Here is a 22392-nt window from a genome sequence, read left to right on the forward strand (position 1 = left end):
TTACGGCTGGTTACGTCTGCGTCGACCGTCTCGCCTGTTGGCCGTACGCACGGTATACGCAGGATGCGGGTAAATCCCGGCCTGCGTCCAGCCTGCGGTCGCGCTATTGTTGCGCTCATGAATTCTCTGGTCGAAACCGGCCTGGCACACGTGCAGGCGCCTTATTCGTTGCAGCAACTCGTCGAGGCGTTGTCGGCCGCGCTGCCGTCGCATTGCGTGCTGTTTCGCGAAGAGGACACGCGCCCGTACGAATGCGACGGGTTGTCGTTGTACCGGGCCTTGCCCGCCGTGGTGGCCCTGCCGGAAACCGAAGAGCAGGTGCAGTCGGTCATGCGCATCTGCAAGCGGCTCAATGCGCCACTGGTGGCGCGCGGCGCCGGCACGGGCTTGTCTGGCGGCGCGATGCCGCATAGCCAGGGCGTGCTGCTGGGCCTGTCCAAATTCAACCGCATCAAGCATATCGACCTGGCCAGCGCGACTGCGGTGGTCGAGCCGGGTGTGCGCAACCTGGCCATTTCCGAAGCCGCGTCGCCTTACGGGCTGTACTACGCGCCGGACCCTTCCAGCCAGATTGCCTGTTCGATTGGCGGCAACGTCGCGGAAAACTCCGGCGGCGTGCATTGCCTGAAGTACGGGCTGACGGTGCACAACGTGCTGCGGGTGCGCATGGTCACCATCGACGGCGACGTCGTGGAACTGGGTTCCGAAGCGCCTGACGCCCCCGGCCTGGACCTGCTTTCAGTGTTCATCGGCTCGGAAGGCATGTTGGGCGTGGTGACCGAAGTGACCGTCAAGCTGATCCCCAAGCCGGCCTGTGCGCAGGTGGTGATGGCCAGCTTCGCCAGCGTCGAAGCGGCGGGCAATGCCGTCACGCAGGTGATCGCCGACGGCATCATTCCGGCGGGCCTGGAAATGATGGACCGGCGCGCCACGCACATGGTCGAACCCTTCGTGCGCGCGGGCTACGACATGGACGCGCAGGCCATCCTGCTGTGCGAATCGGACGGCACGCCGGATGAAGTGGCGCACGAGATCGCGCGCATGGAAGCCATCTTCCGCGCGGCCGGGGCGACCCGCTGCCAGGTGTCCGCCTCCGAAGCCGAGCGGCTCAAATTCTGGGCGGGACGCAAGAACGCGTTTCCCGCTGCCGGGCGCGTGTCGCCCGATTACTACTGCATGGACGGCACGATTCCGCGCCGTCATCTCGCGCGGGTGCTGGGCGCCATCGAACAAATGGAAGACGAGTTCAGCCTGCGCTGCGCCAACGTCTTTCATGCGGGCGATGGCAACCTGCACCCGTTGATCCTGTTCGATTCGAATAAACCGGACGAAGTGGAGCGTGCCGAGAAATTCGGCGCCGCCATACTCGAACTGTGCGTGCAGGTAGGAGGAACCGTGACTGGAGAGCACGGTGTGGGAATGGAGAAAATAAATCAAATGTGCGTGCAATTCTCTCGCGAAGAACTCGACGCGTTCCTGGCGGTCAAGCGGGCGTTCGACCCGCCGTGCCTGCTGAATCCTGAAAAGGTCATCCCCACACTGGCCCGCTGCGCCGAATACGGCAAGATGCATGTGCATGCGGGCGAGTTGCGCTTCCCGGATCTCGCTCGCTTCTAGGACGTTCCCCCTATGGATTTCGTCCTGTCGGAATTGTGCGACCAGGTCATGACGGCGCGCGCCGGTCACAAGCCGCTGTTCGTCATGGGCGGCGGCAGCAAGGCGTTCTACGGCAACTACCGGCCTGTGACGCCGCAAGACGGCCATTGCCTGCTGGACATGACGCCGTTTCGCGGCATCGTCAGTTATCACCCCTCCGAGCTGGTGGTGACCGTGCGCGCCGGTACGCCGCTGGCCGAACTGGAGGCCGCGTTGGCTGAGCACGGACAGATGCTGGCTTTCGAACCGCCGCATTTCTCGCCTGCGGCGACGGTGGGCGGCTGCGTGGCAGCCGGTCTGTCCGGGCCGCGCCGCATGAGCGCCGGCGCCTTGCGCGATTTCGTGCTGGGCGCGCGGCTGCTGGATTCGGATGGCCGGGTGCTGTCGTTCGGCGGCGAGGTCATGAAGAACGTGGCGGGCTATGACGTGTCGCGCCTGCTGGCTGGGTCGCACGGCATCTTCGGCGCCATTCTCGAGGTGTCGCTGAAAGTCGTGCCCAAGCCGATCGAGGAAGTGACGTTGGCGTTGCCGTCCACGCAGGCGCAGGCCCTGGCCAGCTTTGCGCTGTGGCGCGGCAAGCCGCTGCCGATTTCCGCGACCAGCTGGACGGGCGCGGCCCAGGACGAAGGCTTGATGCATGTGCGCCTGTCCGGCGCGCCGCCGGCCATAGCCAGCGCGCGGCAACTGATCGGCGGCGACGCGCTGGCGCCCGATGCAGCCCAGTCCTGGTGGACGGGACTGCGCGAACAGACGCATGCGTTCTTCGCCCCCGCCCGACCCTTGTGGCGGCTGGCCCTGCCGCCCACCGCGGCCGCGCTCGGGCATGGCCCGACGCTGATCGAGTGGGGCGGCGGCCAACGCTGGCTGTCCGGTCCGCAGGATGCCGCCGAGCTGCGCGAACTGGCGCAGCGCCTGGGCGGCCATGCGACCTTGTTCCGTCCGGCGGACGTCAAGCCGCCGGCCGATGGCGTGTTCCATCCGTTGTCGCCGGGCATCGCGTTGATCACCCGCCGTCTCAAGCAAGAACTCGACCCGGCCGGCCTGTTCAACCCCGGCCGCCTGGTCCTGGAGCTATAGCGCATCATGCAAACCAATCTGGCAGCCTGGGCCCGTGATACCGATCTCGGAAAAGAGGCCGACGCGATCCTGCGGCGCTGCGTGCATTGCGGCTTCTGCACGGCCACCTGTCCGACCTACCAGGTGCTGGGCGACGAGCTGGATAGTCCGCGCGGCCGCATCTACCTGATCAAGCAGGTGCTGGAAGGCGCGGAGCCCACCCAGTCCACGCAGCAGCATCTGGATCGTTGCCTGACCTGCCGCAATTGCGAAACCACATGCCCCTCGGGGGTGCAGTACGGCCATTTGATCGACATCGGCCGCCAGATCGTGGAAGAGCGCGTGCCGCGGCCTTGGGCTGAAAAGGCCAAGCGCAAGATGCTGCGGCGAGCCATGCTGTCGCCGCTGTTCGGCCCCGCCATGCGCGTGGGACAGGCCGTGCGCGGCCTGTTGCCCGAGACCCTCAAGCGCAAGGTGCCCGAACGCCGCGCCCCCGGTGCGCTGCCGCAGGTGGCGGGACATGCACGGCAGGTGCTGATGCTGGCCGGCTGCGTGCAGCCGGCCATGATGCCGACCATCGACGCAGCCACCATCCGGGTGCTGGATGCCGTGGGCATCGGTGCGCGCATCGCGCCCGGCGCGGGCTGCTGCGGCGCGGCCAGCTTTCACCTGGATGCGCAGGCAGCCGCGCTGGATCAGATGCGCGCGAATGTGGATGCCTGGTGGCCGCTGGTGCAGGACGGTGCGGTCGAAGCGATTGTCATGAACGCGTCGGGTTGCGGCGCCATGGTCAAGGAATACGCCCACCATCTGCGTCACGATCCGGCCTACGCCCAGCGGGCGGCCGACATCGTCGCGCGGGTCAAGGACGTGGCGGAAATCGTGGCGCCTCATGCCGCGCAATTGCGGCAGCGACTGGCGGGCAAGGGCCTGCGGGCAGCGTTTCATCCGCCCTGCACGCTGCAGCACTGGCAAGGCCTGCGGCCGTTGTCGGAGCAACTGCTGGCGGACCTGGGATTCGAGCTGCTGCCGTTTGCCGACAAGCACCTGTGCTGCGGCTCGGCAGGCGCCTATTCAGTGCTGAATCCGGAAATTGCGCTGACGTTGCGCGACCGCAAGCTGGGCGCTATCGCGCCGGCGGCGCCGGATGTGATCCTGTCGGCCAACATCGGCTGCATCGGCCATCTGCAAAGCGGCACGGACACGCCCGTGCGGCATTGGATCGAGGTGGTGGACGAGCATCTGGCCCGCGCCTAGCCGCGGCGGGAGAGTCGCCTGCGGCGCCTGAGCGCCGCGGGGAACCGGATGCAAGGCCGGGTGGCGTGGCGCTTATCGCGCCGTCTTGCTGGACAGCGCCCTGGCAGGCGCCCGCGTCATTCCACGGCCTTGACCATGTCTTCGAGCACTTTCTTGGCGTCGCCAAAGACCATCATGGTGCGGTCCATGTAGAACAGTTCGTTGTCCAGGCCGGCGTAGCCGGAGGCCATCGAGCGCTTGTTCACGATCACGGTGCGCGCCTTGTAGGCTTCCAGGATCGGCATGCCGGCAATCGGCGACTTGGGGTCGTTCTTGGCGGCCGGATTGACCACGTCGTTGGCGCCCAGCACCAGCACCACGTCCGTCTGCGCGAACTCGCTGTTGATGTCTTCCATTTCGAAGACCTGGTCGTAGGGCACTTCGGCCTCGGCCAGCAGCACGTTCATGTGGCCCGGCATGCGGCCGGCGACGGGGTGGATGGCGTACTTGACCGTCACGCCGCGCGCGGTGAGCTTTTCAGCGAGTTCCTTCAGCGCATGCTGGGCACGGGCCACCGCCAGGCCGTAGCCCGGCACGATGGTCACGCTTTCGGCGTTGCTCATCAGGAACGCGGCGTCGTCGGGGCTGCCCGACTTGACGCTGCGCTGCGCGGCGCTGCCCGCGGCCGCGGCTGCGCCCGCCTGTCCGCCGAAGCCGCCCAGGATCACGTTGAAGAACGATCGGTTCATCGCCTTGCACATGATGTACGAGAGGATGGCCCCTGACGAACCCACGAGCGACCCCGCGATGATCAGCATCGGGTTGTTCAGCGAGAAGCCGATGCCCGCCGCCGCCCACCCCGAATAGCTGTTCAGCATCGACACCACCACAGGCATGTCGGCGCCGCCGATGGGGATGATGATCAGCACGCCCAGCACGAAGGCGATCAGGGTCATGATGACGAAGGGCGTCCAGTCCTGGGTCAGCATGAACCACACGCCCATGGCCAGCATCAGCAGCGCCAGCGCCAGGTTCAGCATGTGCTGGCCCGGGAACACGACCGGCGCGCCCTGGAACAGCCGGAACTTGTACTTGCCGGACAGTTTGCCGAAGGCGATGACGGAACCTGAGAAGGTGATGGCACCGACGAAGGTGCCGATGAACAGCTCGAAGCGGTTGCCGGTGGGAATCAGCGTGCCGGCGGCGACGATGCCGAAGGCGTGGGGCTCGGCCACCACGGCCACCGCGATGGCCACGGCCGCCAGGCCGATCATGCTGTGCATGAAGGCGACCAGTTCGGGCATCTTGGTCATTTCGACGCGCTTGGCCATCAGCGTGCCGATCGATCCGCCCACCAGCAGGCCCAGCAGCACCCAGCCCAGCCCGATGGTGGCCGTGCCGGCGCGCGCCAGGCCGACGATGAGCGCGCCGGTGGTCAGCACGGCGATCGCCATGCCGGCCATGCCGAAGGCGTTGCCCAGCCGCGACGTGGTGGGATGCGACAGGCCCTTGAGCGCCTGGATGAAGCACACCGAGGCGATCAGGTACAGCAGCGTGACGAGGTTGAGCGAGATCATTTCGCTTCCTCCTTGGCGGGCTTTCTGTCCTTTTTCTTGAACATCTCGAGCATGCGCCGCGTGACGAGGAAGCCGCCGAACACGTTGACCGCGGCCAGCGCCACGGCAAACACGCCCATGCCACGCGCCAGTCCGCCTTCGGTCAGCGCAGCTGCCAGCATGGCGCCGACGATGATGATGGCCGAGATGGCGTTGGTGACGGCCATCAGCGGCGTATGCAGCGCCGGGGTGACGTTCCAGACCACGTGGTAGCCGACATAGATGGCCAGCACGAAGATGATGAGATTCATCAGGGTGGGGTTGATCGCTTCCATGCTGTCAGTTCCTCCGCGTCACATTGCCGCCTTCGCACACCAGGCAGGCCGCCACGATTTCATCGTCGCGCTGGATCGCCAGCGCGCCGTCCGCATTGATGATGAGTTTCAGGAAGTCGAGAATGTTGCGGGCGTAGAGCGCCGACGCATCGGTGGCCACTAGGCCGGGCAGGTTGGTCAGGCCGATGAGGGTCACGCCGTGCTTTTCCACCACCTTGCCCTTCTCGGACAGCGGGCAGTTGCCGCCGCGCTCGACCGCCAGGTCCACCAGCACCGAGCCGGGCTTCATGGCCGCGACCGTTTCCGCCGAGACCAGCGTGGGCGCCGGGCGGCCGGGGATCAATGCGGTGGTGACGACGATGTCGGCCTGCTTGCAGCGTTCGGACACCAGCGCCGCCTGCCGCGCCATCCAGGCCGGCGGCATCGGCCGCGCGTAGCCGCCCACGCCTTGCGCGATCTCGCGCTCTTCGTCGGTTTCGAAGGGCACGTCGATGAATTTGGCGCCCAGCGATTCGACCTGTTCGCGCGCGGCGGGGCGCACGTCGGACGCTTCGACCACCGCGCCCAGACGCTTGGCCGTGGCGATGGCCTGCAGGCCGGCCACGCCGGTGCCCAACACCACGGCGCGGGCAGCCTTGAGCGTGCCCGCGGCGGTCATCATCATGGGGATCAGGCGGCCGTAGTGGTGGGCCGCCAGCAGCACGGCCTTGTAGCCGGCCAGGTTGGCCTGCGACGACAGCACGTCCAGGCTTTGCGCGCGAGTGATGCGGGGGGCGGCTTCCAGCGCGAAGCCGATCAGGCCGGCGCCGGCCATCTGCTGCAGGCCTTCGGCGTCGAACGGATCGAGCATGCCGATGACGACGGTGCCCGATTTCATCTGCGGCAATTCGGCGGGAGAGGGGGCGCGAACCTTCATGACCAGCTCGGCCCCCAGCGCATCCTGGGCGGTGCCGAGCGTGGCGCCCGCGGCCTCGTAGGCGTCATCGAGATAGCGCGCGGCGCTGCCCGCGCCGCGTTCCACGACTACGGTGTGTTTGCCGCCGACGTACTTCTTGACGGTTTCCGGTGTTGCTGCGACACGGGTTTCCCCGTCTCGGGTTTCTTTGGGTATCCCGATGTGCATACGACGCCTCTCCTAAGAAGGTTCGCCGTAGTTATACACTGCCCCGCCCGTGGACGGCCCGGCCGCCCAAAAGAAAGCCCCATGGGGTTAACCATGGGGCTTTGGGGCTTGCGCCCCGGTCATACCGGCCAGTCTGATGGGCTGCTGGCCGGCACTGGCACGCAGGCGTCCGGCGTCAGGCCGTCTGCGCGCGAGTCCAGTCGATCAGCGCGGCGGTGAGGTCGCGCAGGTCGGCTTTCAGGCGGCCGTAGTTGGCCGACGGACGCAGGCTGACTTCGTCCATGTACAGATTGCGGTTGATCTCGATCTGCAGGCTGTGGCGGCCTTCGTCGGGGCGGCCGAACGCGCGCACCAGTTCGACGCCCTTGTAGGGATCGTTCACGGTGACGTTGTAGCCGCGCTCGCGCAGCCACGCGGCGATGAATTCACGGAAGGCCGGGTCGCTGGTGCTGCCGTCGCGGTCGCCCAGCACGAAGTCGGGGTGGACGAGGCCGGGGCGGTCGGTGGCGTACGCGCCGGCAACGCTGGGCATCGAGTGGCAGTTGATGTGCCAGACCTTGCCGAACTTCTGGTGGGCGCTGTCCAGCACCTGGCCCAGCGCGGCATGGTAAGGCTTCCAGCAGGCTTCGATGCGGTGCGTGACTTCTTCCACGGTGAGCTTGCGGTCGTACAGCGGGGTGCCGTCGTCCAGCATGCGCCAGATCAGGCCCTTGCCCAGCTTGACCTTGGGCGAGGCATTGACCGGGCCGGGCCACGGCTGGTCCAGCAGCAGCTGGTCGATCTCGTCGGGAGCGCGATTGGCGTCGATGTAGGCGCGCGGGAAGCCGGCGGCGATCAGGGGCACGCCCATGTCGACGGCGTCGCCCCACAGGTCGTCAACCCAGGTGTCCTCGGCCGTGCGCAATGCGCCGAAAGCCACCGCGGGCGCGAAGTCGGGCGGGTAGGCGGTGCCGCTGTGCGGGGAGTCCAGCACGAGAGGGGCCGAGGGCGCCGAATTCGGATATTGCTGCGGAAGGTCGAGCCGGTAAGACAGGGGTTGGGAAATTCGCATATAGGGGTGTTGCGTTCGTGAATCGGAGGTCCCCGCCGCACGCTCAACGCGGCGGGCGGGGACCGAAGATCGCTTAGTCGATCTTCACGTTGGCTTCTTTGGCGATGCGCTTGTTCTTGGCGATTTCCGCCGAGATCTGCTTGGCAAAGTCAGCCGAGCTGTTGGCGGCCGGTTCGGCGCCCAGCGCTTCCAGGCGCGTCTTGACGTCGGGGTCGGCGCTGACCTTCTGAACGGCGGCGTTCAGCTTGGCCAGGATGGGCTCGGGCAGCTTGGCCGGGGCGACCAGGCCAAACCAGGACGCGTCGTTGACGGCCGGCAGGCCGACTTCGGCGAACGTGGGCACGTCGGGCAGGCTGGCCACGCGCTTGGGCGCGGCGACGGCCATGGCGATCAGGCGGCCGGATTGCACGTGCGGCAGGGTGGAGGGCAGGTTGTCATACATGACGTCGACCTGGCCGGCCAGCGCGTCGTTCAGCGCCGGGCCCACGCCGCGGTACGGCACGTGCATCAGGTCGGTGCCCGAAGCCATCTTGAACAGCTCGCCCATCATGTGCGACACCGAGCCGTTGCCGGCCGAGGCGTACGTCAGCTTGCCCGGCTGGCTCTTGGCCAGCTTGATGAACTCGGCCATGTTCTTGGCCTGCACCTTCGGGTTGATGGTCATGATGTTCGGCACGGCGGCCAGGTTCGAGACCGGCGTGAAGTCCTTTTCGCCATCGAACGGCAGGTTCGGGTAGATGGCCGGATTGATGCCGTGCGTGCTGACGGTGGCGATGCCCAGCACGTAGCCGTCCGGTGCGCTGCTGGCGACAAACGCGCTGCCGATCGAGCCGCCGGCGCCGCCGCGGTTTTCCACCACGACGGTCTGATTCAGTTCCTTGCCCAGCTTGTCGGCGAACAGGCGGCCGACGATGTCGGTGGTGCCTCCGGGCGGGAACGGCACGATCAGGCGGATCGGCTTGCTCGGGTAGGCATCTTCGGCATGGGCGATGCTGGAGGTCAGCGGCGTGGCCAGGGTCGCGGCAGCGACACACAGGCCCAGGACTACATTACGGCGTTGCATGAATTCCCCTATGAATTGGAACGCGGATGCGCAAAGGCAGACGCAAACAGGGCGATTCTTTCGTGCGGGGGCGGTTTGCGCAAACGAAAGTTTCTCCGTAAGCTATGACTTTTTTTCATGCCTCTTTTGCGGCGAAGTTTCTTTTTGTAACTTCGCGCCAGCCGGACCGGGCATGGGAGTTCTGCGACATGAGACGGTTCTGTCCTTCACTGACCGACCTGCAGGCGTTTGAAGTGGCCGCCAGGCACAGCAGCTTTACCCGCGCCGCCCAGGAATTGTGCGTGACGCAGGGCGCGGTCAGTAAGCAAGTGAAACACCTGGAGGAGTTCGTCGGGGTCGAACTATTCCTGCGGATCAGGCAAGGCCTGGTCCTGACCGAGGCCGGACGCAGCTACCTGACCAAGGTGCAGGCGGGGCTGGGCCAGATCGAAGCCGCCACCGTCGAGTTGATCGCGCACCAGGGGCAGGGCGGCACGCTCAACCTGACCTGTATGCCGACCTTCGGCGCGCGCTGGCTGATCCCGCGCCTGACGGCCTTCATGCGGCTGCGCCCCGACATCCATGTCGAATTCCTGCCGCACCGCCAGGGCTACGACTTTTCCACCCCCGAACTCGACGCCGCCGTGCGCTTTGGCGAAGGCATCTGGCCCGGCAGCGGCGCCGACTATATCGTCGGCCGTGAAATCCTGCCGGTCTGTAGTCCGCGCCTGATTCCCGGCGGCTGCGGCGCGCCGCAAGACGTGCTGGCCTATCCGTTGCTGCACCATACGTCGGCCCTGGAGGGCTGGCGCGACTGGTTCGAGCAGGCCGGCTGCGACACCCGCCGCAGCCTGGAAGGCGCGCGCTTTGACCAATATGCGCTGCTGTCGCAGGCGGCTGCCGCGGGTTTCGGCGTGGCGCTGATTCCGCGCTGCCTGATCGAGGACGAGCTGCGCGATGGCAAGCTGGCGGTCGCCATCCAGCTGCCGATCCGCGCCCGCATGGGCTACTACCTGTGCTATCCCGACCAGAAGGCCAACCTGCCGACCCTGCAGGCGTTCCGCACCTGGTTGATGGAAGTTTCGCGGGCGGCCGAGCCGCAGCCGCAGGAAGCCGCCAGCCCACAGTAAAATGGCCCCATCATGAGTCAAATATCCACCAAGAAAGGCCGCGTTGTCGTCGGCATGTCCGGCGGGGTCGATTCTTCGGTCACCGCCTGGCTGCTCAAGCAGCAAGGCTACGAGGTCGTCGGCCTGTTCATGAAGAACTGGGAAGACGACGACGATTCCGAATACTGTTCCACCCGGCAAGACCTGCTGGACGCGGCCAGCGTGGCCGACCTGGTGGGCGTGGAATTCGAATTCGTCAATTTCGCCGCCGAATACAAAGACCGCGTGTTCGCCGAATTCCTGCGCGAGTATTCCGCCGGGCGCACGCCCAATCCGGACGTGCTGTGCAATGCCGAGATCAAGTTCAAGGCGTTCCTGGACCACGCCATGGCGCTGGGCGCCGAGCACATCGCCACGGGGCACTACGCCCGCGTGCGTGAAGTGCCGGCCGCAGGCGGCGGCTCGCAGTTCCAGCTGCTCAAGGCGCTGGACGGCTCGAAAGACCAGAGCTATTTCCTGCATCGCCTGAATCAGGCGCAGCTGTCGCGCACGCTGTTCCCGCTGGGCGAGATCCACAAGACGGAAGTGCGCCGCATCGCGCACGAGATCGGCCTGCACAATGCGGCCAAGAAGGATTCCACCGGCATCTGCTTCATCGGCGAACGCCCGTTCCGCGAATTCCTGAACCGTTACCTGCCCACCGAACCGGGCCCGATCCTGACGCCCGAGGGGCAGAAGGTCGGACGCCACGAAGGCCTGTCTTTCTACACGTTGGGCCAGCGCAAGGGCCTGGGCGTGGGCGGCGTGAAGGGCCGCCAGCGCGAAGACGGCACGGCTGAAGCCTGGTACGTGGCGCGCAAGGATCTCGAACGCAACATTCTCTATGTGGTGCAGGGGCACGATCATCCGTGGCTGCTGTCCGGTTCGCTGCGGGCGCAGGACGCCAGCTGGGTGGCCGGCCACCCGCCTGCGGCGGGCGGCTACGGCGCCAAGACGCGCTATCGCCAGGCCGACGCTGCCTGCAGCCTCGGCCAAGCCGAGGGTGGCGCCTTCGTCCTGGATTTCACCGAACCCCAGTGGGCCGTCACGCCCGGCCAGTCGGCCGTGCTTTACGATGGCGATGTCTGCCTGGGCGGTGGCATCATCGTGTAGACGTCGCCGGAGCCATGCGGGCTCCGATGCGGCACAGGCAGGTCCTGCCAGGCCCCGCGGGCATTGCGCCCCCGGGGCCTGGCATTTGGTAGAACGATAAAAACCGATAACGAGGAGAGGGATGTGGATGTAACGATGGTGTTGTGCCTGTTGGTCCTGGGCGGCGTGACGGGTTTTCTGGCGGGATTGCTGGGCATCGGCGGGGGCATGGTGCTGGTGCCGTTCCTGACCATGCTGTTTGCCTGGAAAGGCATGGCGCCCGACCTGGTGGTGCACGCGGCGATTGCCACGTCGATGACCTCGATCCTGTTCACCTCCGTCTCCAGCGTGCGGGCGCACCAGCAGAAGGGCACGATCAAGTGGGGCATCGTCTGGGCCATGGCCCCCGGCATCATCATCGGCGGCCTGCTGTCAGGCGGCGCGGTGTTCGCGGCGCTCAGTACCTTCTGGCTGTCGTTGTTCTTTGCGCTGTTCGTCGGTTATTCCGGCTGGAGCATGCTGCGCAACAAGAAGCCCAAGCCCAGCCGCCAGATGCCCGGCATTGCCGGCACCAGCGCGGCGGGCGCCGGCATCGGCTTTCTGTCGGGGCTGGTGGGGGCGGGCGGCGGCTTCCTGTCGGTGCCCTTCATGGTCTGGTGCAACGTGGCGCTGCATAACGCGGTGTCCACGTCCGCCGCGCTGGGGTTTCCCATCGCGCTGGCCAACAGTGCCGGCTACATTGTGTCGGGCTTGAACGAGGCCGCCAGCCGGCCGGGCATGCTGGGTTTCATCTATTGGCCGGCCCTGCTGGCGCTGGTGTGCACCAGCGTGCTGACGGCGCCGCTGGGCGCGCGCATGGCGCACCGCCTGCCGGTGGCGACCCTGAAGCGCGTATTCGCGTGCCTGCTGTTCGCGTTGGCGGCGTACATGCTGTCCAAGGCCTGGCAGACTTACGCGGCGGGCTGAAGGCCTGGCGTTGGCCCGGCGCCCGCGGGCGCCGGACGTGAAACCGGCCGCGCGAGGCGGCCGGAGCAGTTCGGGCAAGAAGCGGCTAAGCCGCGTCAGGCGGTCTTGGGCGCCGTGTCCACGAACGATTGGCGTTGCGCCAGCTTGTCGTACAGGCGGGCCAGGTTGGATTGGCCGGCACGCCAGTCGAGTTCGGCGAAGCGCAGGTCCAGGTAGCCCAGGGCGCAGCCCACGGCGATATCGGCCAGGCTGTAGTTGATGCCCATGCAGTGGGCGTTGTCGCCCAGGCTTTTGTTCATGGCGTCCAGGCTCGCGTGGATCTTGCCGTACTGGCGTTCGATCCATTCGGGGCTGCGCTGCGCTTCGGGGCGCTGCTTTTCCTTGACGATCGTGACGCAGGCGTCGAGCAGGCCATCGGCGATGGCTTCCCAGCATTTGACGGCCGCGCGGTCACGGCCCGGCTGGGGAATCAGGCGGGCGACGGGCGACAAGGTGTCCAGGTATTCGACGATGACGCGCGAGTCGAACAGGGCGCCGCCATCTTCCATGACCAGGCAGGGCACCTTGCCCAGCGGGTTGTACGTTTGGATCTGCGTGTCGGCGGACCAGACGTTTTCGAGTTCAAGCCGGTAATCCAGCTTTTTCTCGGCCATGACGATACGCACTTTGCGCACGTATGGACTGGTAAGCGAGCCGATCAGTTTCATGGATTTACAAGCGGAGTCGGAAAGCGGCCGAAGTATAGCAGGCCGCATGACGGTCAAACCGTCCGCAGGACGGAATCCCGTTCAGTTTGCCACAATGTTGCACGGCCCTGAATGATAAAATCGCCGGGTTTTCCCATCCGCAGCTTTTTCTTTCCCAGACCATGCAAATCGCCGACCAGCTTAGCCAACTTAATGCCCTTTCGCCACTGGATGGCCGATACGCCTCCCGCGGCGACGCGCTGCGCGGGCTGCTTTCCGAGGCCGGTTTCATGGCCCACCGCGTCGAAGTCGAGGTGGCCTGGCTGGTGGCGCTGTCCGACGCCGGCCTGCCCGAGCTGCCCGCTTTCTCGCAAGCCGCCCGCGACCGCCTGCAGCAGCTGGTGCGCGACTTCTCCGAAGCCGACGCCGCCCGCATCAAGGACATCGAACGCGTCACCAACCACGACGTCAAGGCGGTCGAATACTGGCTCAAGGAAAAAGTCGCCGACGACGCCGAACTGGCACGCGCGGCTGAATTCATCCATTTCGCCTGCACCTCCGAAGACATCAACAACACCTCGCACGCGCTGATGCTGTCGCGCGCCCGCAGCGAAGTGGTGCTGCCGCGCCTGCGTGAAATCGCCGCCAGGCTCAACGACATGGCGGTGGCCCAGGCCGACCAGCCGATGCTGTCGCGTACCCACGGCCAGCCCGCCAGCCCGACCACGCTGGGCAAGGAATTCGCCAACGTCGCCGCGCGCCTGAACCGCGCCATTGCCGCCGTCGAAGCGGTCGAACCGCTGGCCAAGCTCAACGGCGCCACCGGCAACTACAACGCCCACCTGTCGGCCTACCCGGAAATCGACTGGCCCGCCTTCAGCCAGCGCGTGCTGGCCGGCCTGGGCCTGACGCAAAACCGCCATACCATCCAGATCGAACCGCACGACTGGATGTCGGCCCTGTTCGATGCCGTGGTGCGCGCCAACATCATCGTGCTCGACCTGGACCGCGACATCTGGGGCTACGTCGCCCTGGGCTACTTCAAACAGCGCCTCAAGGACGGCGAAGTCGGCTCGTCCACCATGCCGCACAAGGTCAACCCGATCGACTTCGAGAATTCCGAAGGCAACCTGGGCCTGGCCAACGCCGTGCTGCGCCACCTGTCGGACAAGCTGCCGATCTCCCGCTGGCAGCGTGACCTGACCGACTCCACCGTGCTGCGCAACCTGGGCGTGGGCCTGGGCTATTGCCTGGTGGCCTGGGATGCCTGCATGCGCGGCCTGGGCAAGCTGGAAGTGAACGTGGCCGCCATCGACGCCGACATCGACGCTTGCTGGGAAGTGCTGGCCGAGCCAGTGCAGACCGTCATGCGCCGCTACGGCTTGCCGCAGCCCTACGAACAGCTCAAGGCCTTGACGCGCGGCAAGGGCATTACCGAAGAAGCCCTGCGAGAATTCATCCAGGGCCTGGCGCTGCCGGACGAGCCCAAGGCCCGCCTGCTGGCGATGACCCCGCGTTCGTATATCGGCCTGGCTGCGGAGCTGGCCCGGGCGGTATAGTCGCCATGCCGCGCGCCTGCGCGCGCGGCATTCTTGTTGTACTTACGGGAGATTGCAATGAAGAAGTTGTCCACGCTCGCTGCGCTGGCCTGTATGACCGTCGGGCCGCTGCTGGCGACCTCCGCCCAGGCGCAGTTCGCCAAGCCTGAAGATGCCGTCAAGTACCGCCAGTCGGCCTTGACCCTGATGGCCTCGCACTTTGGCCGCATGGCGCCGGTGATGAAGGGCCAGGCGCCTTACGACGCTGCCCAGATCAAGGCCAACGTCGAAGTGCTCAAGACGCTGTCGGCGCTGCCGTGGACGGCCTTCGGCGCAGGCACGGAAGGCGGCGACGCCCGTCCGGAAATCTGGAGCGATGCCGCCGGCTTCCAGCAGAAGCAGCAGGCGTTCAAAGACAACATCGTCAAGCTGTCGGCCGCCGCCGACGCCGGCGACCTGGACAAGCTGCGCGCCGCGTTCGGCGACGTGGGCGCCAGCTGCAAGGCTTGCCACGACGCGTACCGCAAGAAGAAGTAATCCGCTTTCCCGCGCTCGCGGCGCGGGCTGGCAAGCGAAAGCCCCTCGTCAGAGGGGCTTTCTTTTTGGTGATACGGGGCGGACAAGGGCGGGGCGTGGGCAGCCGCGTCACGATCGCGACAACGGCCTGTCCCGCCTGGGCACTATGAAAACGACATGTCGGCGGCGATCTCGAGCGACCGGATCCACAGCACCAGCGCGGTGACGCAGGCGCCCAGGATCAGCGCGCGCAGCCACACGGCCAGCCCGTCTTGCGTGGGCGGCGTGCCGGGCGGCACGTCCTTGGGGTCGACATTGCCGGTGATGATCGCGCGCACCAGACGCTTGCGGCGCACCCCGGCATACCAGGCCACGGCCAGCAGGTGCAGCGCGACCAGGCCGATGATGACCCATTCATTGAGCTTGTGCCACGAGGTCAGCAGGCTGGAGGTGGCTTCGCTGACATGGCCGAACAGCGGGCCCTGCGTCATGATGTCGTCGGTGGTGAACAGGCCGCTGACGGCCTGGAACCCGATGACCAGCAGCAGCGCCAGCACCGACAGCGCGCCCAGCGGATTGTGGCCGGCAGGGGCGGCGGCGCCCTTGAGGTAGCTCGCCACCGCGCGGGGGCCGCGCACGAACTGGGTGAAGCGCGCATAGCGCGGGCCGACAATGCCCCACAGCACGCGAAAGATGATCAGGCCCAGCGCCGTACAGCCAAAGCGCACGTGCCAATCCATGTACAGGCCGCCGAGCTTGACGCTGACGAAGGCGCCGACAATGCAGACGACCAGTGCCCAGTGAAAGAGGCGGGTGGGAAGGTCCCAGATGCGGATGGCCTGCCGGTTGTTTTGCATGAAGCTCTCGCCAAGACTGCGTTGCTTGCGACTTTATCACGCACAAATGAAGCCGCCGCGGGTTCAACCGCGGCGGATTTGATTTGGCCCATTCGGGCTGGCCCATTTGGGCTGGCCCATTTGGGCTGGCCCATATCGGGCTGGCCCGTAATGATCTGGCCCATGCTGGCCAAGCCCGGCAGCGCCGATCAGACGCCGCCGAGGGCCGGGTACCTGCTTAACGCGCGGCGCGTCGCACCGGTTCGATGCGATGCACGTGCTCGTGACGGAAGCGGATGCGCTGGCCAGGGGCCTTTTGCGCAGGCGCTCCGCAAGGCACGACTTCCGTGGTGTACGTGGTCGTGCCGTCGATCGGTGCGTTGAAGATCACGGTGGCGCGGATGGCCGGACCGTTCGCCGGTTGCAGGTAAACGATGTCGCCGATATGGATCGGCATGTTGTCCAGCTTGGTATGAGCCGGGCGTCGGATCAGGTCCGAGGTAGTGAAACGAGTATTCATGGTGTGTTCTCTTTCAAGTTCTTGTTATGGGAATTGCTGCGCAGTGCATGCCGCGTAGACCGGACGAGAGTGCTGTAACGCATCGCGTCCTGTCCGCGTGCCGAGTCATGCATGACACTAACGCATAACCGCTGCCGATCCTTTGCGCATTCTCATGTTTTGCTTGCGCGCGGGCTGGCTGCGGGGTTGCGGCCCCATGCATCGGCTTGGGGCTCGCTGCCGGAACCTTGGCGGGCTGAATGGATCGCGGGCCGGGTTCTGGCGTGTGGCTGCTTTGGGATGCGGGCCACGAAATAGGGTGGTTCGAACTGCTTGGTGATCTTGCCGGACTGGGCGGCGCGATCACGATAACGCAAGTTGCCTTGCGGCTTGGCATGCCGAATGCTTTTTGTCGCAGCAGTTTGTTGTGCTGCGGTTTATATTGGGCTTGTTGCCTGGGTTTGGCGACCTGAGTCTGCGTTTTTAGGGTTATCTGTCGCAGAACCTGGATGAGCCAGCCTGGGGGGTAATTCCCAGAATTCAGCCGAATCGGCTTGAGCCGAATCAACGTCTTAGTCGAATCACTTATTGGTGTTTTGGTCGACTCAACTAACAATGATAGCGCTAGTTCTGTGATTTTGCAAGGATATTTTTGATGGTGGGGTAACCGGGGGGCGGCACGAGGGGCGGCACGAGGGGCGGCACGAGGGGGGGGGCCACCCCGTGGCGCCCCGAGATCAGTGCGTGGACGCGCGTGCCTGGCGTTGCGCTTCGATGATCAGGCCTTCCAGCCGCGGCGACATGCGCAGAGCGACCTGGGCGGCGGTCGAGCCGTCGGGGCGGGTGTCCGTTTCCAGCGCCAGTTCGACGCGTTCGCCGTCAAAGGCTTCGGGGGCGGCCTGGATCTGGACGTAGCGATTGAGCAGGGCATCCACGGCCTTTTGCGCGTCGGCCAGGGCTTCCTGGCTCAGCTTGTCCGGTCCCAGGTACTGATTGGCCACGCGTGCCAGATCGTTCATGAAGAACATCAGGGCGGCGGCGCCGTGGCAATCGGGATGGGCGAAGCCCCAGGTGTCGGGGGATGAGTCTTGGGTCATGTCGGGGAGGCGGCAAAAGTGACGGACGGCCGCGGCGGGCCGGCAAGCCGCCATTTTAGGCGATGCGCCGCGCGGGTCTGCCGGCTCAGGCATACTTGGCGCCCCATGATCAGACTTGCCACATTCGCCGACCTGGGCTTGTTGCCCGATATCGAACGCTCTGCCGCCGGCCGCTTCCTGGGCACGCCCATGGCCTGGGCCAGCGCGGGCGACCCTTTGCCCGAGCCGGTGTTGGCCCAGGCCTTGGCCGACGGCCTGCTCTGGGTGGCGCTGGACGATGCGGGCGTGCCCGCCGGTTTTGCGTTGGCCCGACCGCTGGACGCCGACCTGTTCCTGGCCGAAATGTCCGTGGCGTTGCCCCAGCAGGGCCGCGGCCTGGGCCGGGCACTGCTGCAGGCGGTCATCGACCACGCATCGATGGCACGGACGTATCGCGCCGTGGCGCTCACCACGGATCGCGAGCTGCCCTGGAATGGCCCGTACTATCGGCGGGCAGGCTTTGTCGAGGTGCCAGCCGAGCAACTGGGGCCGCCCTTGCGCGCGCAGTTGCGCCACGAGGCGGATGCCGGGTTCGATGCGGCGCGCCGCTGCGCGATGCGCTTGCCATTGACGGCGCCTTGACGGCTTGAAACGGGCGGCCCCTGTGTCAACTCGATTCGATGGCAACAAAATCCGCCCGGGCGCGGCCTGCGGCGGGCGCTTCGGGATAATCTGCACCAGGGCGCCCACGCGGCGGCAGGCGTGCGCCCCCGGGCAGTGTTCTACGCAAGGAGGATAGGCATGGCAATCTGGCGGATGTGCCTGGCGGGCCTGGCAGCGGCGTCGATGCTGGCGTTGACGGCATGCGGCAACCGGGAACCCGAGGAGCGCGCGGCCTTCATCCACCTGCTGCAAAGCCGGATCGACGCGGGCGACCTGGTGCCTATCGGTAAATTGAGCGACACCGAAAAAGACGCCGTGGGCGATTACGACGACGCCTATGCAGTGATCACGCGGTTCCAGGAATCCATGGCCAAGGCGGCCACGCCGCTGCGCCAAGTGATGGCGGCCGAAGCCATCCGTTCGGTGAACGACATCATGCAGCGGCGGCAAGCTTTCGAGGCTGCCCGCAAGACGCTGGCCGACAGTGCCGGTGACCTGCAGACGGCCCGCGCCAAGGCAGACCAGGCCCGCAGTGGCCTGGCGCTGCCGCCGGACCTGGCGCCTGTCTATGATGGCGTGTACGACGAGGCCGTCACGGCGCCCGCCAACGAGCTGATGCAAGCCGCGGGCACCCTGGATGCGGTGGCGCGCGATGCCTTGGGCGTTGCCGATTTCGTTGCCGCCCATGCCGCGGACATCACGCTCGAGGATGACCAGGCCAAGGTGGCCACCCCATCCTTGCAGCAGGCATTGAACCAGCGCCTTCTGGACTTGAATGCGCGCGCCGTCGCCCTGGAGCAGGCAAGGGCGACCGTGCAACGCGCCGCAGGCGGCGCTTCCTGATCGCCGGCAAGGCGCCGCCAGCCCAGGCGGCGCGCGGGCCGGGGCGCCAGGCCTTTGTACAATGCGGGTCTCGCGGCGTCTGCCGCGCCTTGGACGGAACATGAGTCAATCTTCCAGCTTGCACTACAGAACCTTCCTGCTTTTGCTGGTGGTCGTATCCATCGCGTTCGGCTGGCTGCTCTGGCCTTTTTACGGCGCGGTGTTCTGGGGCGCCATCCTGGCGATCCTCTTCGCGCCGCTGCAACGCCGCCTGGTGGCGCGCATCGGCGGACGCCGCAATCTGGCGGCCCTGATCACGCTGCTGCTGGTGCTGTTCCTGGTGATTCTGCCGCTGGTGGTCATCAGCGGGTCGCTGGTGAACGAAGGCGCCAATCTCTACCAGAGCATCAAGTCCGGCCAATTGAATTTTGGCGCATATTTCCAGCAGGCCATGGAGGCATTGCCGCCTTCTGTGCATGACCTGTTGGCGCGCTTTGACCTGGCCGACATTCCCAGCCTGCAGGAAAAGCTCAGCGCCGGGGCCATGCAGGCCAGCCAGTTCCTGGCGACGCAAGCCCTGAGCATTGGCCAGGACACGTTCCAGTTCGTGATCAGCTTCGGCATCATGCTGTACCTGCTGTTCTTCCTGCTGCGCGATGGCCCGCAGCTGGGCCTGCGCATCAAGCGCGCCATGCCGCTGAGCCACGCGCACAAGCAGCATCTGTTCCGCAAGTTCACCACCGTGGTGCGCGCCACGGTCAAGGGCAACATCGCGGTGGCGGCATCGCAGGGCCTGCTGGGCGGCATCATCTTTTCCATCCTGGGCATCCAGGGGGCGCTGCTGTGGGGCGTCATCATGGGCTTTCTGTCGCTGTTGCCCGCGGTGGGCGCCGGCCTGATCTGGGCGCCCGTGGCGATCTATTTCCTGCTGACCGGCGCCACCGTCAAGGGCGTGGTCCTGATCGCGTTCGGGGTACTGGTGATCGGCATGGTCGACAACGTGCTGCGCCCCATCCTGGTGGGCAAGGACACCAAGATGCCCGACTACGTGGTGCTGATCTCGACCCTGGGCGGCATGGCGTTGTTTGGCCTGAACGGCTTCGTGATCGGCCCGTTGATCGCCGCGCTGTTCATGGCCAGCTGGGACCTGTTTTCGCCGCCTGACGAAGAAGTCATCGAACCCGTCGAGCCACGGCCGCCCGTGCCTGCCGACGACGATCCGTCCGCCAAGACCCGCTAGGCCAGGGCGGCGCGCCGCTGGCATGCCGTCAATCCATCGTCAGCCGGCAGGGTGTATGGTGTAGCGCAGAGCCGGCCCCATCGGGGCCGGCCTGACCCGTAATCGACCCCGTATATCAACCCTCGATGCCGGCGTCCGCGGCGCTTGCCGCTGCCGGCCTCGCTTACCTGGAGCGCGTCGGACATGGATTGGAAGCTGCATAAATCGGGCTGGATCGAAGAACGCAACTTCGATATCGAATTCGCCGAAACCCCCGAGGGCTATCACGCCCGTGTGCGGGTCTTCGGCTTTCCCGTGTTGGAAGACACCAAGCACGTCTTTCCGAACGAAGCGCTGGCGGAAAAGGGCGCGCTGACGCTGCTCAAGAGCCAGTTCACCGGCACGCCGGACCTGGAAGAAAAGCCTTGATGTAAAGCAGGCGCCTGCACGGCCGCAGGCGCTAGTGCAGCGGCAGGCGCTGCCCGCCGACAATCAGGTCGCGATCGGGGCGGGGTTCGGTGTGAACCTGGCCCTGCTTGAGCGCATCGCCGATGTCGTTGGGCTGGCGGTCTTCGGTCCAGCGGCGCGATTGGTTGCTGACAGTGCGCCAGGTGCCATCGTGGTCTTGCGTATAGGTAATGAATGCTTCGTAGCCGCCCCGCTCGGCGAATTGGCGCGGGGGCACATACAGGACCAGGTCATGGGCGCCGACGCTCGTGATATCGGCGTGGATCAGCCAGCAGCGTCGTGAGGCCGCGGCGGGATCCTTCGTGGCGGCCTGATCGGCGCTGATGCAGTGATTCGTCTGGAAAGGATCGGAAATCGTGGCAGCGGCCCACCAGCCATCGGGTATCGGGCTGCCGGCGGGGTAGACGTTCAAGGCAGGCATGGCCGGTGGCTTGGCGGTTTTCGAGCCGCTGCGTCGTGGATCGCGCCAGTCGTAATAGTGGCCCTTGAGCGCCAGGTCTGCCGCGGTGGCGATCTCGGGGCTTTGCGCTTGGGCATCGCCGTCGGCCAGACGTTGCAGGGCATGGCGGCCGTAATCGCCGTGGTCGCGCGCCATGGACAGGTAAGGGTAGTCGCCGGGCGGCACCGTGCCGTCGATCAGGCGCCGGGTCTGGCTGTCGGCCGTGAGCCGGTCGGGGCTGAGCAGCGGCGTCTGGACCCCTGCCAGCATGGCCAGGGCGCAGAGCGCGGCCGCGATGTTGGTGGCCCCCAGGATGGCATGGAACCGCCGCGGCGCCAGGGCCGCCAGGGCGTAGCCCGCCGCGTAGACGGCCAACAACGCCGCAAGATAAAGGCCCCACACGCGGGGCGTGGTCCAGCCGTACTGCTGCACCCGTACCACCAAGCCGTACACCGCAACGCATGCCAGGAGCAGCAGGCCGATCGCCGCCACCCGCAACGCGGCCTGCAATCTCGGCCCGAACGGGGGCGCGTCGGGGCTGTCTTGCCAGGCGGAGTTGATGAGCTTGATCCAGACGGCGCTGAAAGCGATCAGCGCCCCTGCGGACAGCGCCCGCGCTTGCAAGTCCAGCGTGAGGCGGGCGGCCAGCGCCAGCACGAAGGCGATGCCGATGAGTGCCACCAGCGGCAGCAGCCAGGCGGTGAGCGTGAGCCACGAGCGTTGCAGGGTGTCTGCCAACTGGGGGCGGCGGCGTACGCCGACCAGGCACAGCGCCAGCACCAGCGGCATGACCGTCAAGGCGAACCAGATGGACTGGACCAGGTCGTCGACCACGATGATGCCGATCATGCGGAACATCTGGCCTGTCGCCCAGAACAGCAACCACACCGCCAAGGTCAGCCCGCCCGCCAGGGCCAGCGTGACGGTCATGCGCCAAGCCGCGCGAAAGACCCCCGGGTAATTCCAATGCGGGGTGGACGGGTCCAGCGCCTGCACCAGCGGCAGCAGCATGAAGGCGCTGGCTGCCGTGATGACGGTGGCCACGGCGCGCAGGCCGGTGCTGTCGCCATCGACCGGCAACGGGCCCAGCAGCGTCGTCAGGCTGTAGGCATGCAGCGCGGGCAGTGCCACGCCGAAGGCGGCCAGGGCCACCAGCCAGCGCCGGGTGGACGGCATGCCGGCCAGCAGGGCGCCGGCCAGCGGCACCAGCCACGCAAATTGGATGGCGAACATGGTGGCGTAGGTGCTGCGCCATGGCCACACGTGGTGTTTCAGCGCCGCATGCAGCGCCAGCGCACCCAGCGCGCCGAGCACGCCGTAGAGCAGGATGGTTCTTTCGGCAGCCGACAGGCGCGAGAGTTGGGGCATG

At 66.4% G+C, this 22392-nt stretch carries 22 protein-coding genes; 12 read left to right on the plus strand and 10 right to left on the minus strand.

The genetic code is table 11. The annotated features are described in order from the left end of the window. Positions 1 to 117 precede the first annotated feature (117 nt). The 3 genes from U858_RS0127470 to glcF are packed head-to-tail and all read left to right on the plus strand — an operon-like array spanning position 118 to position 3969. Positions 118 to 1617, plus strand: coding sequence for an FAD-linked oxidase C-terminal domain-containing protein (locus U858_RS0127470; RefSeq protein ID WP_025140326.1), 1500 nt, complete (start codon positions 118 to 120; stop codon positions 1615 to 1617). A gap of 12 nt (positions 1618 to 1629) precedes the next feature. Beyond that, complete coding sequence (glcE, locus tag U858_RS0127475) at positions 1630 to 2733, plus strand: glycolate oxidase subunit GlcE (protein ID WP_025140327.1); 1104 nt, start codon at positions 1630 to 1632, stop codon at positions 2731 to 2733. Between the two features lie 6 nt (positions 2734 to 2739). Next, positions 2740 to 3969, plus strand: coding sequence for a glycolate oxidase subunit GlcF (glcF, locus tag U858_RS0127480; protein ID WP_025140328.1), 1230 nt, complete (start codon positions 2740 to 2742; stop codon positions 3967 to 3969). Between the two features lie 116 nt (positions 3970 to 4085). On the opposite strand, the gene U858_RS0127485 is transcribed toward glcF, so the two are convergent. The 5 genes from U858_RS0127485 to U858_RS0127505 all read right to left on the minus strand — a co-directional run bounded on the left by U858_RS0127485 (position 4086) and on the right by U858_RS0127505 (position 9076). Further along, complete coding sequence (locus U858_RS0127485) at positions 4086 to 5525, minus strand: NAD(P)(+) transhydrogenase (Re/Si-specific) subunit beta (RefSeq protein WP_025140329.1); 1440 nt, start codon at positions 5523 to 5525, stop codon at positions 4086 to 4088. Beyond that, positions 5522 to 5839 (minus strand): NAD(P) transhydrogenase subunit alpha, encoded by a 318-nt coding sequence (locus U858_RS0127490; RefSeq protein ID WP_006388447.1) that lies wholly within the window; start codon positions 5837 to 5839, stop codon positions 5522 to 5524. Before U858_RS0127490 ends, U858_RS0127485 begins: the two co-directional genes overlap by 4 nt. A gap of 4 nt (positions 5840 to 5843) precedes the next feature. After that, positions 5844 to 6962, minus strand: coding sequence for a Re/Si-specific NAD(P)(+) transhydrogenase subunit alpha (locus U858_RS0127495; RefSeq protein WP_025140330.1), 1119 nt, complete (start codon positions 6960 to 6962; stop codon positions 5844 to 5846). A gap of 175 nt (positions 6963 to 7137) precedes the next feature. Continuing rightward, a complete protein-coding gene (locus U858_RS0127500) occupies positions 7138 to 8013 on the minus strand; it encodes an N-formylglutamate amidohydrolase (protein WP_025140331.1) in 876 nt (291 codons plus the stop codon). 73 nt (positions 8014 to 8086) lie between these two features. Further along, positions 8087 to 9076, minus strand: coding sequence for a tripartite tricarboxylate transporter substrate binding protein (locus U858_RS0127505; protein WP_025140332.1), 990 nt, complete (start codon positions 9074 to 9076; stop codon positions 8087 to 8089). A gap of 188 nt (positions 9077 to 9264) precedes the next feature. Between U858_RS0127505 and U858_RS0127510 the strand changes: the two genes are divergently transcribed. From U858_RS0127510 to U858_RS0127520, 3 genes are all read left to right on the plus strand, one after another. Further along, positions 9265 to 10185: a LysR substrate-binding domain-containing protein gene (locus tag U858_RS0127510; protein ID WP_025140333.1), complete on the plus strand. Its 921-nt coding sequence runs from the start codon at positions 9265 to 9267 to the stop codon at positions 10183 to 10185. Positions 10186 to 10197: 12 nt separating this feature from the next. Then, on the plus strand, positions 10198 to 11316 hold the full coding sequence (mnmA, locus tag U858_RS0127515; RefSeq protein ID WP_025140334.1) for a tRNA 2-thiouridine(34) synthase MnmA: 1119 nt from the start codon (positions 10198 to 10200) through the stop codon (positions 11314 to 11316). A gap of 123 nt (positions 11317 to 11439) precedes the next feature. Then, a complete protein-coding gene (locus tag U858_RS0127520; RefSeq protein WP_025140335.1) occupies positions 11440 to 12261 on the plus strand; it encodes a sulfite exporter TauE/SafE family protein in 822 nt (273 codons plus the stop codon). A 95-nt stretch (positions 12262 to 12356) separates the two neighbouring features. On the opposite strand, the gene U858_RS0127525 is transcribed toward U858_RS0127520, so the two are convergent. Then, positions 12357 to 12968, minus strand: a complete 612-nt coding sequence (locus tag U858_RS0127525) for a glutathione S-transferase (RefSeq protein ID WP_025140336.1) — start codon at positions 12966 to 12968, stop codon at positions 12357 to 12359. A gap of 161 nt (positions 12969 to 13129) precedes the next feature. Between U858_RS0127525 and purB the strand changes: the two genes are divergently transcribed. Beyond that, on the plus strand, positions 13130 to 14506 hold the full coding sequence (gene purB, locus U858_RS0127530) for an adenylosuccinate lyase (protein WP_025140337.1): 1377 nt from the start codon (positions 13130 to 13132) through the stop codon (positions 14504 to 14506). Between the two features lie 57 nt (positions 14507 to 14563). Beyond that, positions 14564 to 15022, plus strand: coding sequence for a cytochrome c (locus U858_RS0127535; RefSeq protein ID WP_025140338.1), 459 nt, complete (start codon positions 14564 to 14566; stop codon positions 15020 to 15022). A 143-nt stretch (positions 15023 to 15165) separates the two neighbouring features. Here U858_RS0127535 and U858_RS0127540 read toward each other — a convergent pair whose 3' ends face one another. The 3 genes from U858_RS0127540 to U858_RS0127550 all read right to left on the minus strand — a co-directional run bounded on the left by U858_RS0127540 (position 15166) and on the right by U858_RS0127550 (position 17433). Next, positions 15166 to 15858: a cytochrome b/b6 domain-containing protein gene (locus tag U858_RS0127540; RefSeq protein WP_025140339.1), complete on the minus strand. Its 693-nt coding sequence runs from the start codon at positions 15856 to 15858 to the stop codon at positions 15166 to 15168. A 217-nt stretch (positions 15859 to 16075) separates the two neighbouring features. Continuing rightward, complete coding sequence (locus tag U858_RS0127545) at positions 16076 to 16357, minus strand: hypothetical protein (protein ID WP_025140340.1); 282 nt, start codon at positions 16355 to 16357, stop codon at positions 16076 to 16078. A gap of 716 nt (positions 16358 to 17073) precedes the next feature. Further along, positions 17074 to 17433 (minus strand): hypothetical protein, encoded by a 360-nt coding sequence (locus tag U858_RS0127550; protein WP_025140341.1) that lies wholly within the window; start codon positions 17431 to 17433, stop codon positions 17074 to 17076. 105 nt (positions 17434 to 17538) lie between these two features. Here U858_RS0127550 and U858_RS0127555 point away from each other — a divergent pair, with 105 nt between their 5' ends. From U858_RS0127555 to U858_RS0127570, 4 genes are all read left to right on the plus strand, one after another. Next, a complete protein-coding gene (locus U858_RS0127555) occupies positions 17539 to 18054 on the plus strand; it encodes a GNAT family N-acetyltransferase (RefSeq protein ID WP_025140342.1) in 516 nt (171 codons plus the stop codon). A 159-nt stretch (positions 18055 to 18213) separates the two neighbouring features. Next, positions 18214 to 18918 carry a DUF3053 family protein gene (locus U858_RS0127560; RefSeq protein WP_025140343.1) on the plus strand — a complete coding sequence of 235 codons (705 nt, stop codon included), beginning with the start codon at positions 18214 to 18216 and terminating at the stop codon, positions 18916 to 18918. A 100-nt stretch (positions 18919 to 19018) separates the two neighbouring features. Beyond that, positions 19019 to 20137, plus strand: coding sequence for an AI-2E family transporter (locus U858_RS0127565; RefSeq protein ID WP_025140344.1), 1119 nt, complete (start codon positions 19019 to 19021; stop codon positions 20135 to 20137). Positions 20138 to 20320: 183 nt separating this feature from the next. Then, positions 20321 to 20545 carry a hypothetical protein gene (locus tag U858_RS0127570; RefSeq protein WP_025140345.1) on the plus strand — a complete coding sequence of 75 codons (225 nt, stop codon included), beginning with the start codon at positions 20321 to 20323 and terminating at the stop codon, positions 20543 to 20545. Positions 20546 to 20576: 31 nt separating this feature from the next. Here the strand turns inward: U858_RS0127570 and U858_RS0127575 are convergent, their stop codons facing one another. Next, entirely contained in the window at positions 20577 to 22391 is a 1815-nt protein-coding gene (locus U858_RS0127575; protein WP_025140346.1) for a DUF4153 domain-containing protein, read from the minus strand. Position 22392 lies beyond the last annotated feature (1 nt).

The sequence above is a fragment of the Achromobacter sp. DH1f genome (assembly GCF_000633435.1).
GTDB lineage: Bacteria > Pseudomonadota > Gammaproteobacteria > Burkholderiales > Burkholderiaceae_B > Achromobacter > Achromobacter deleyi.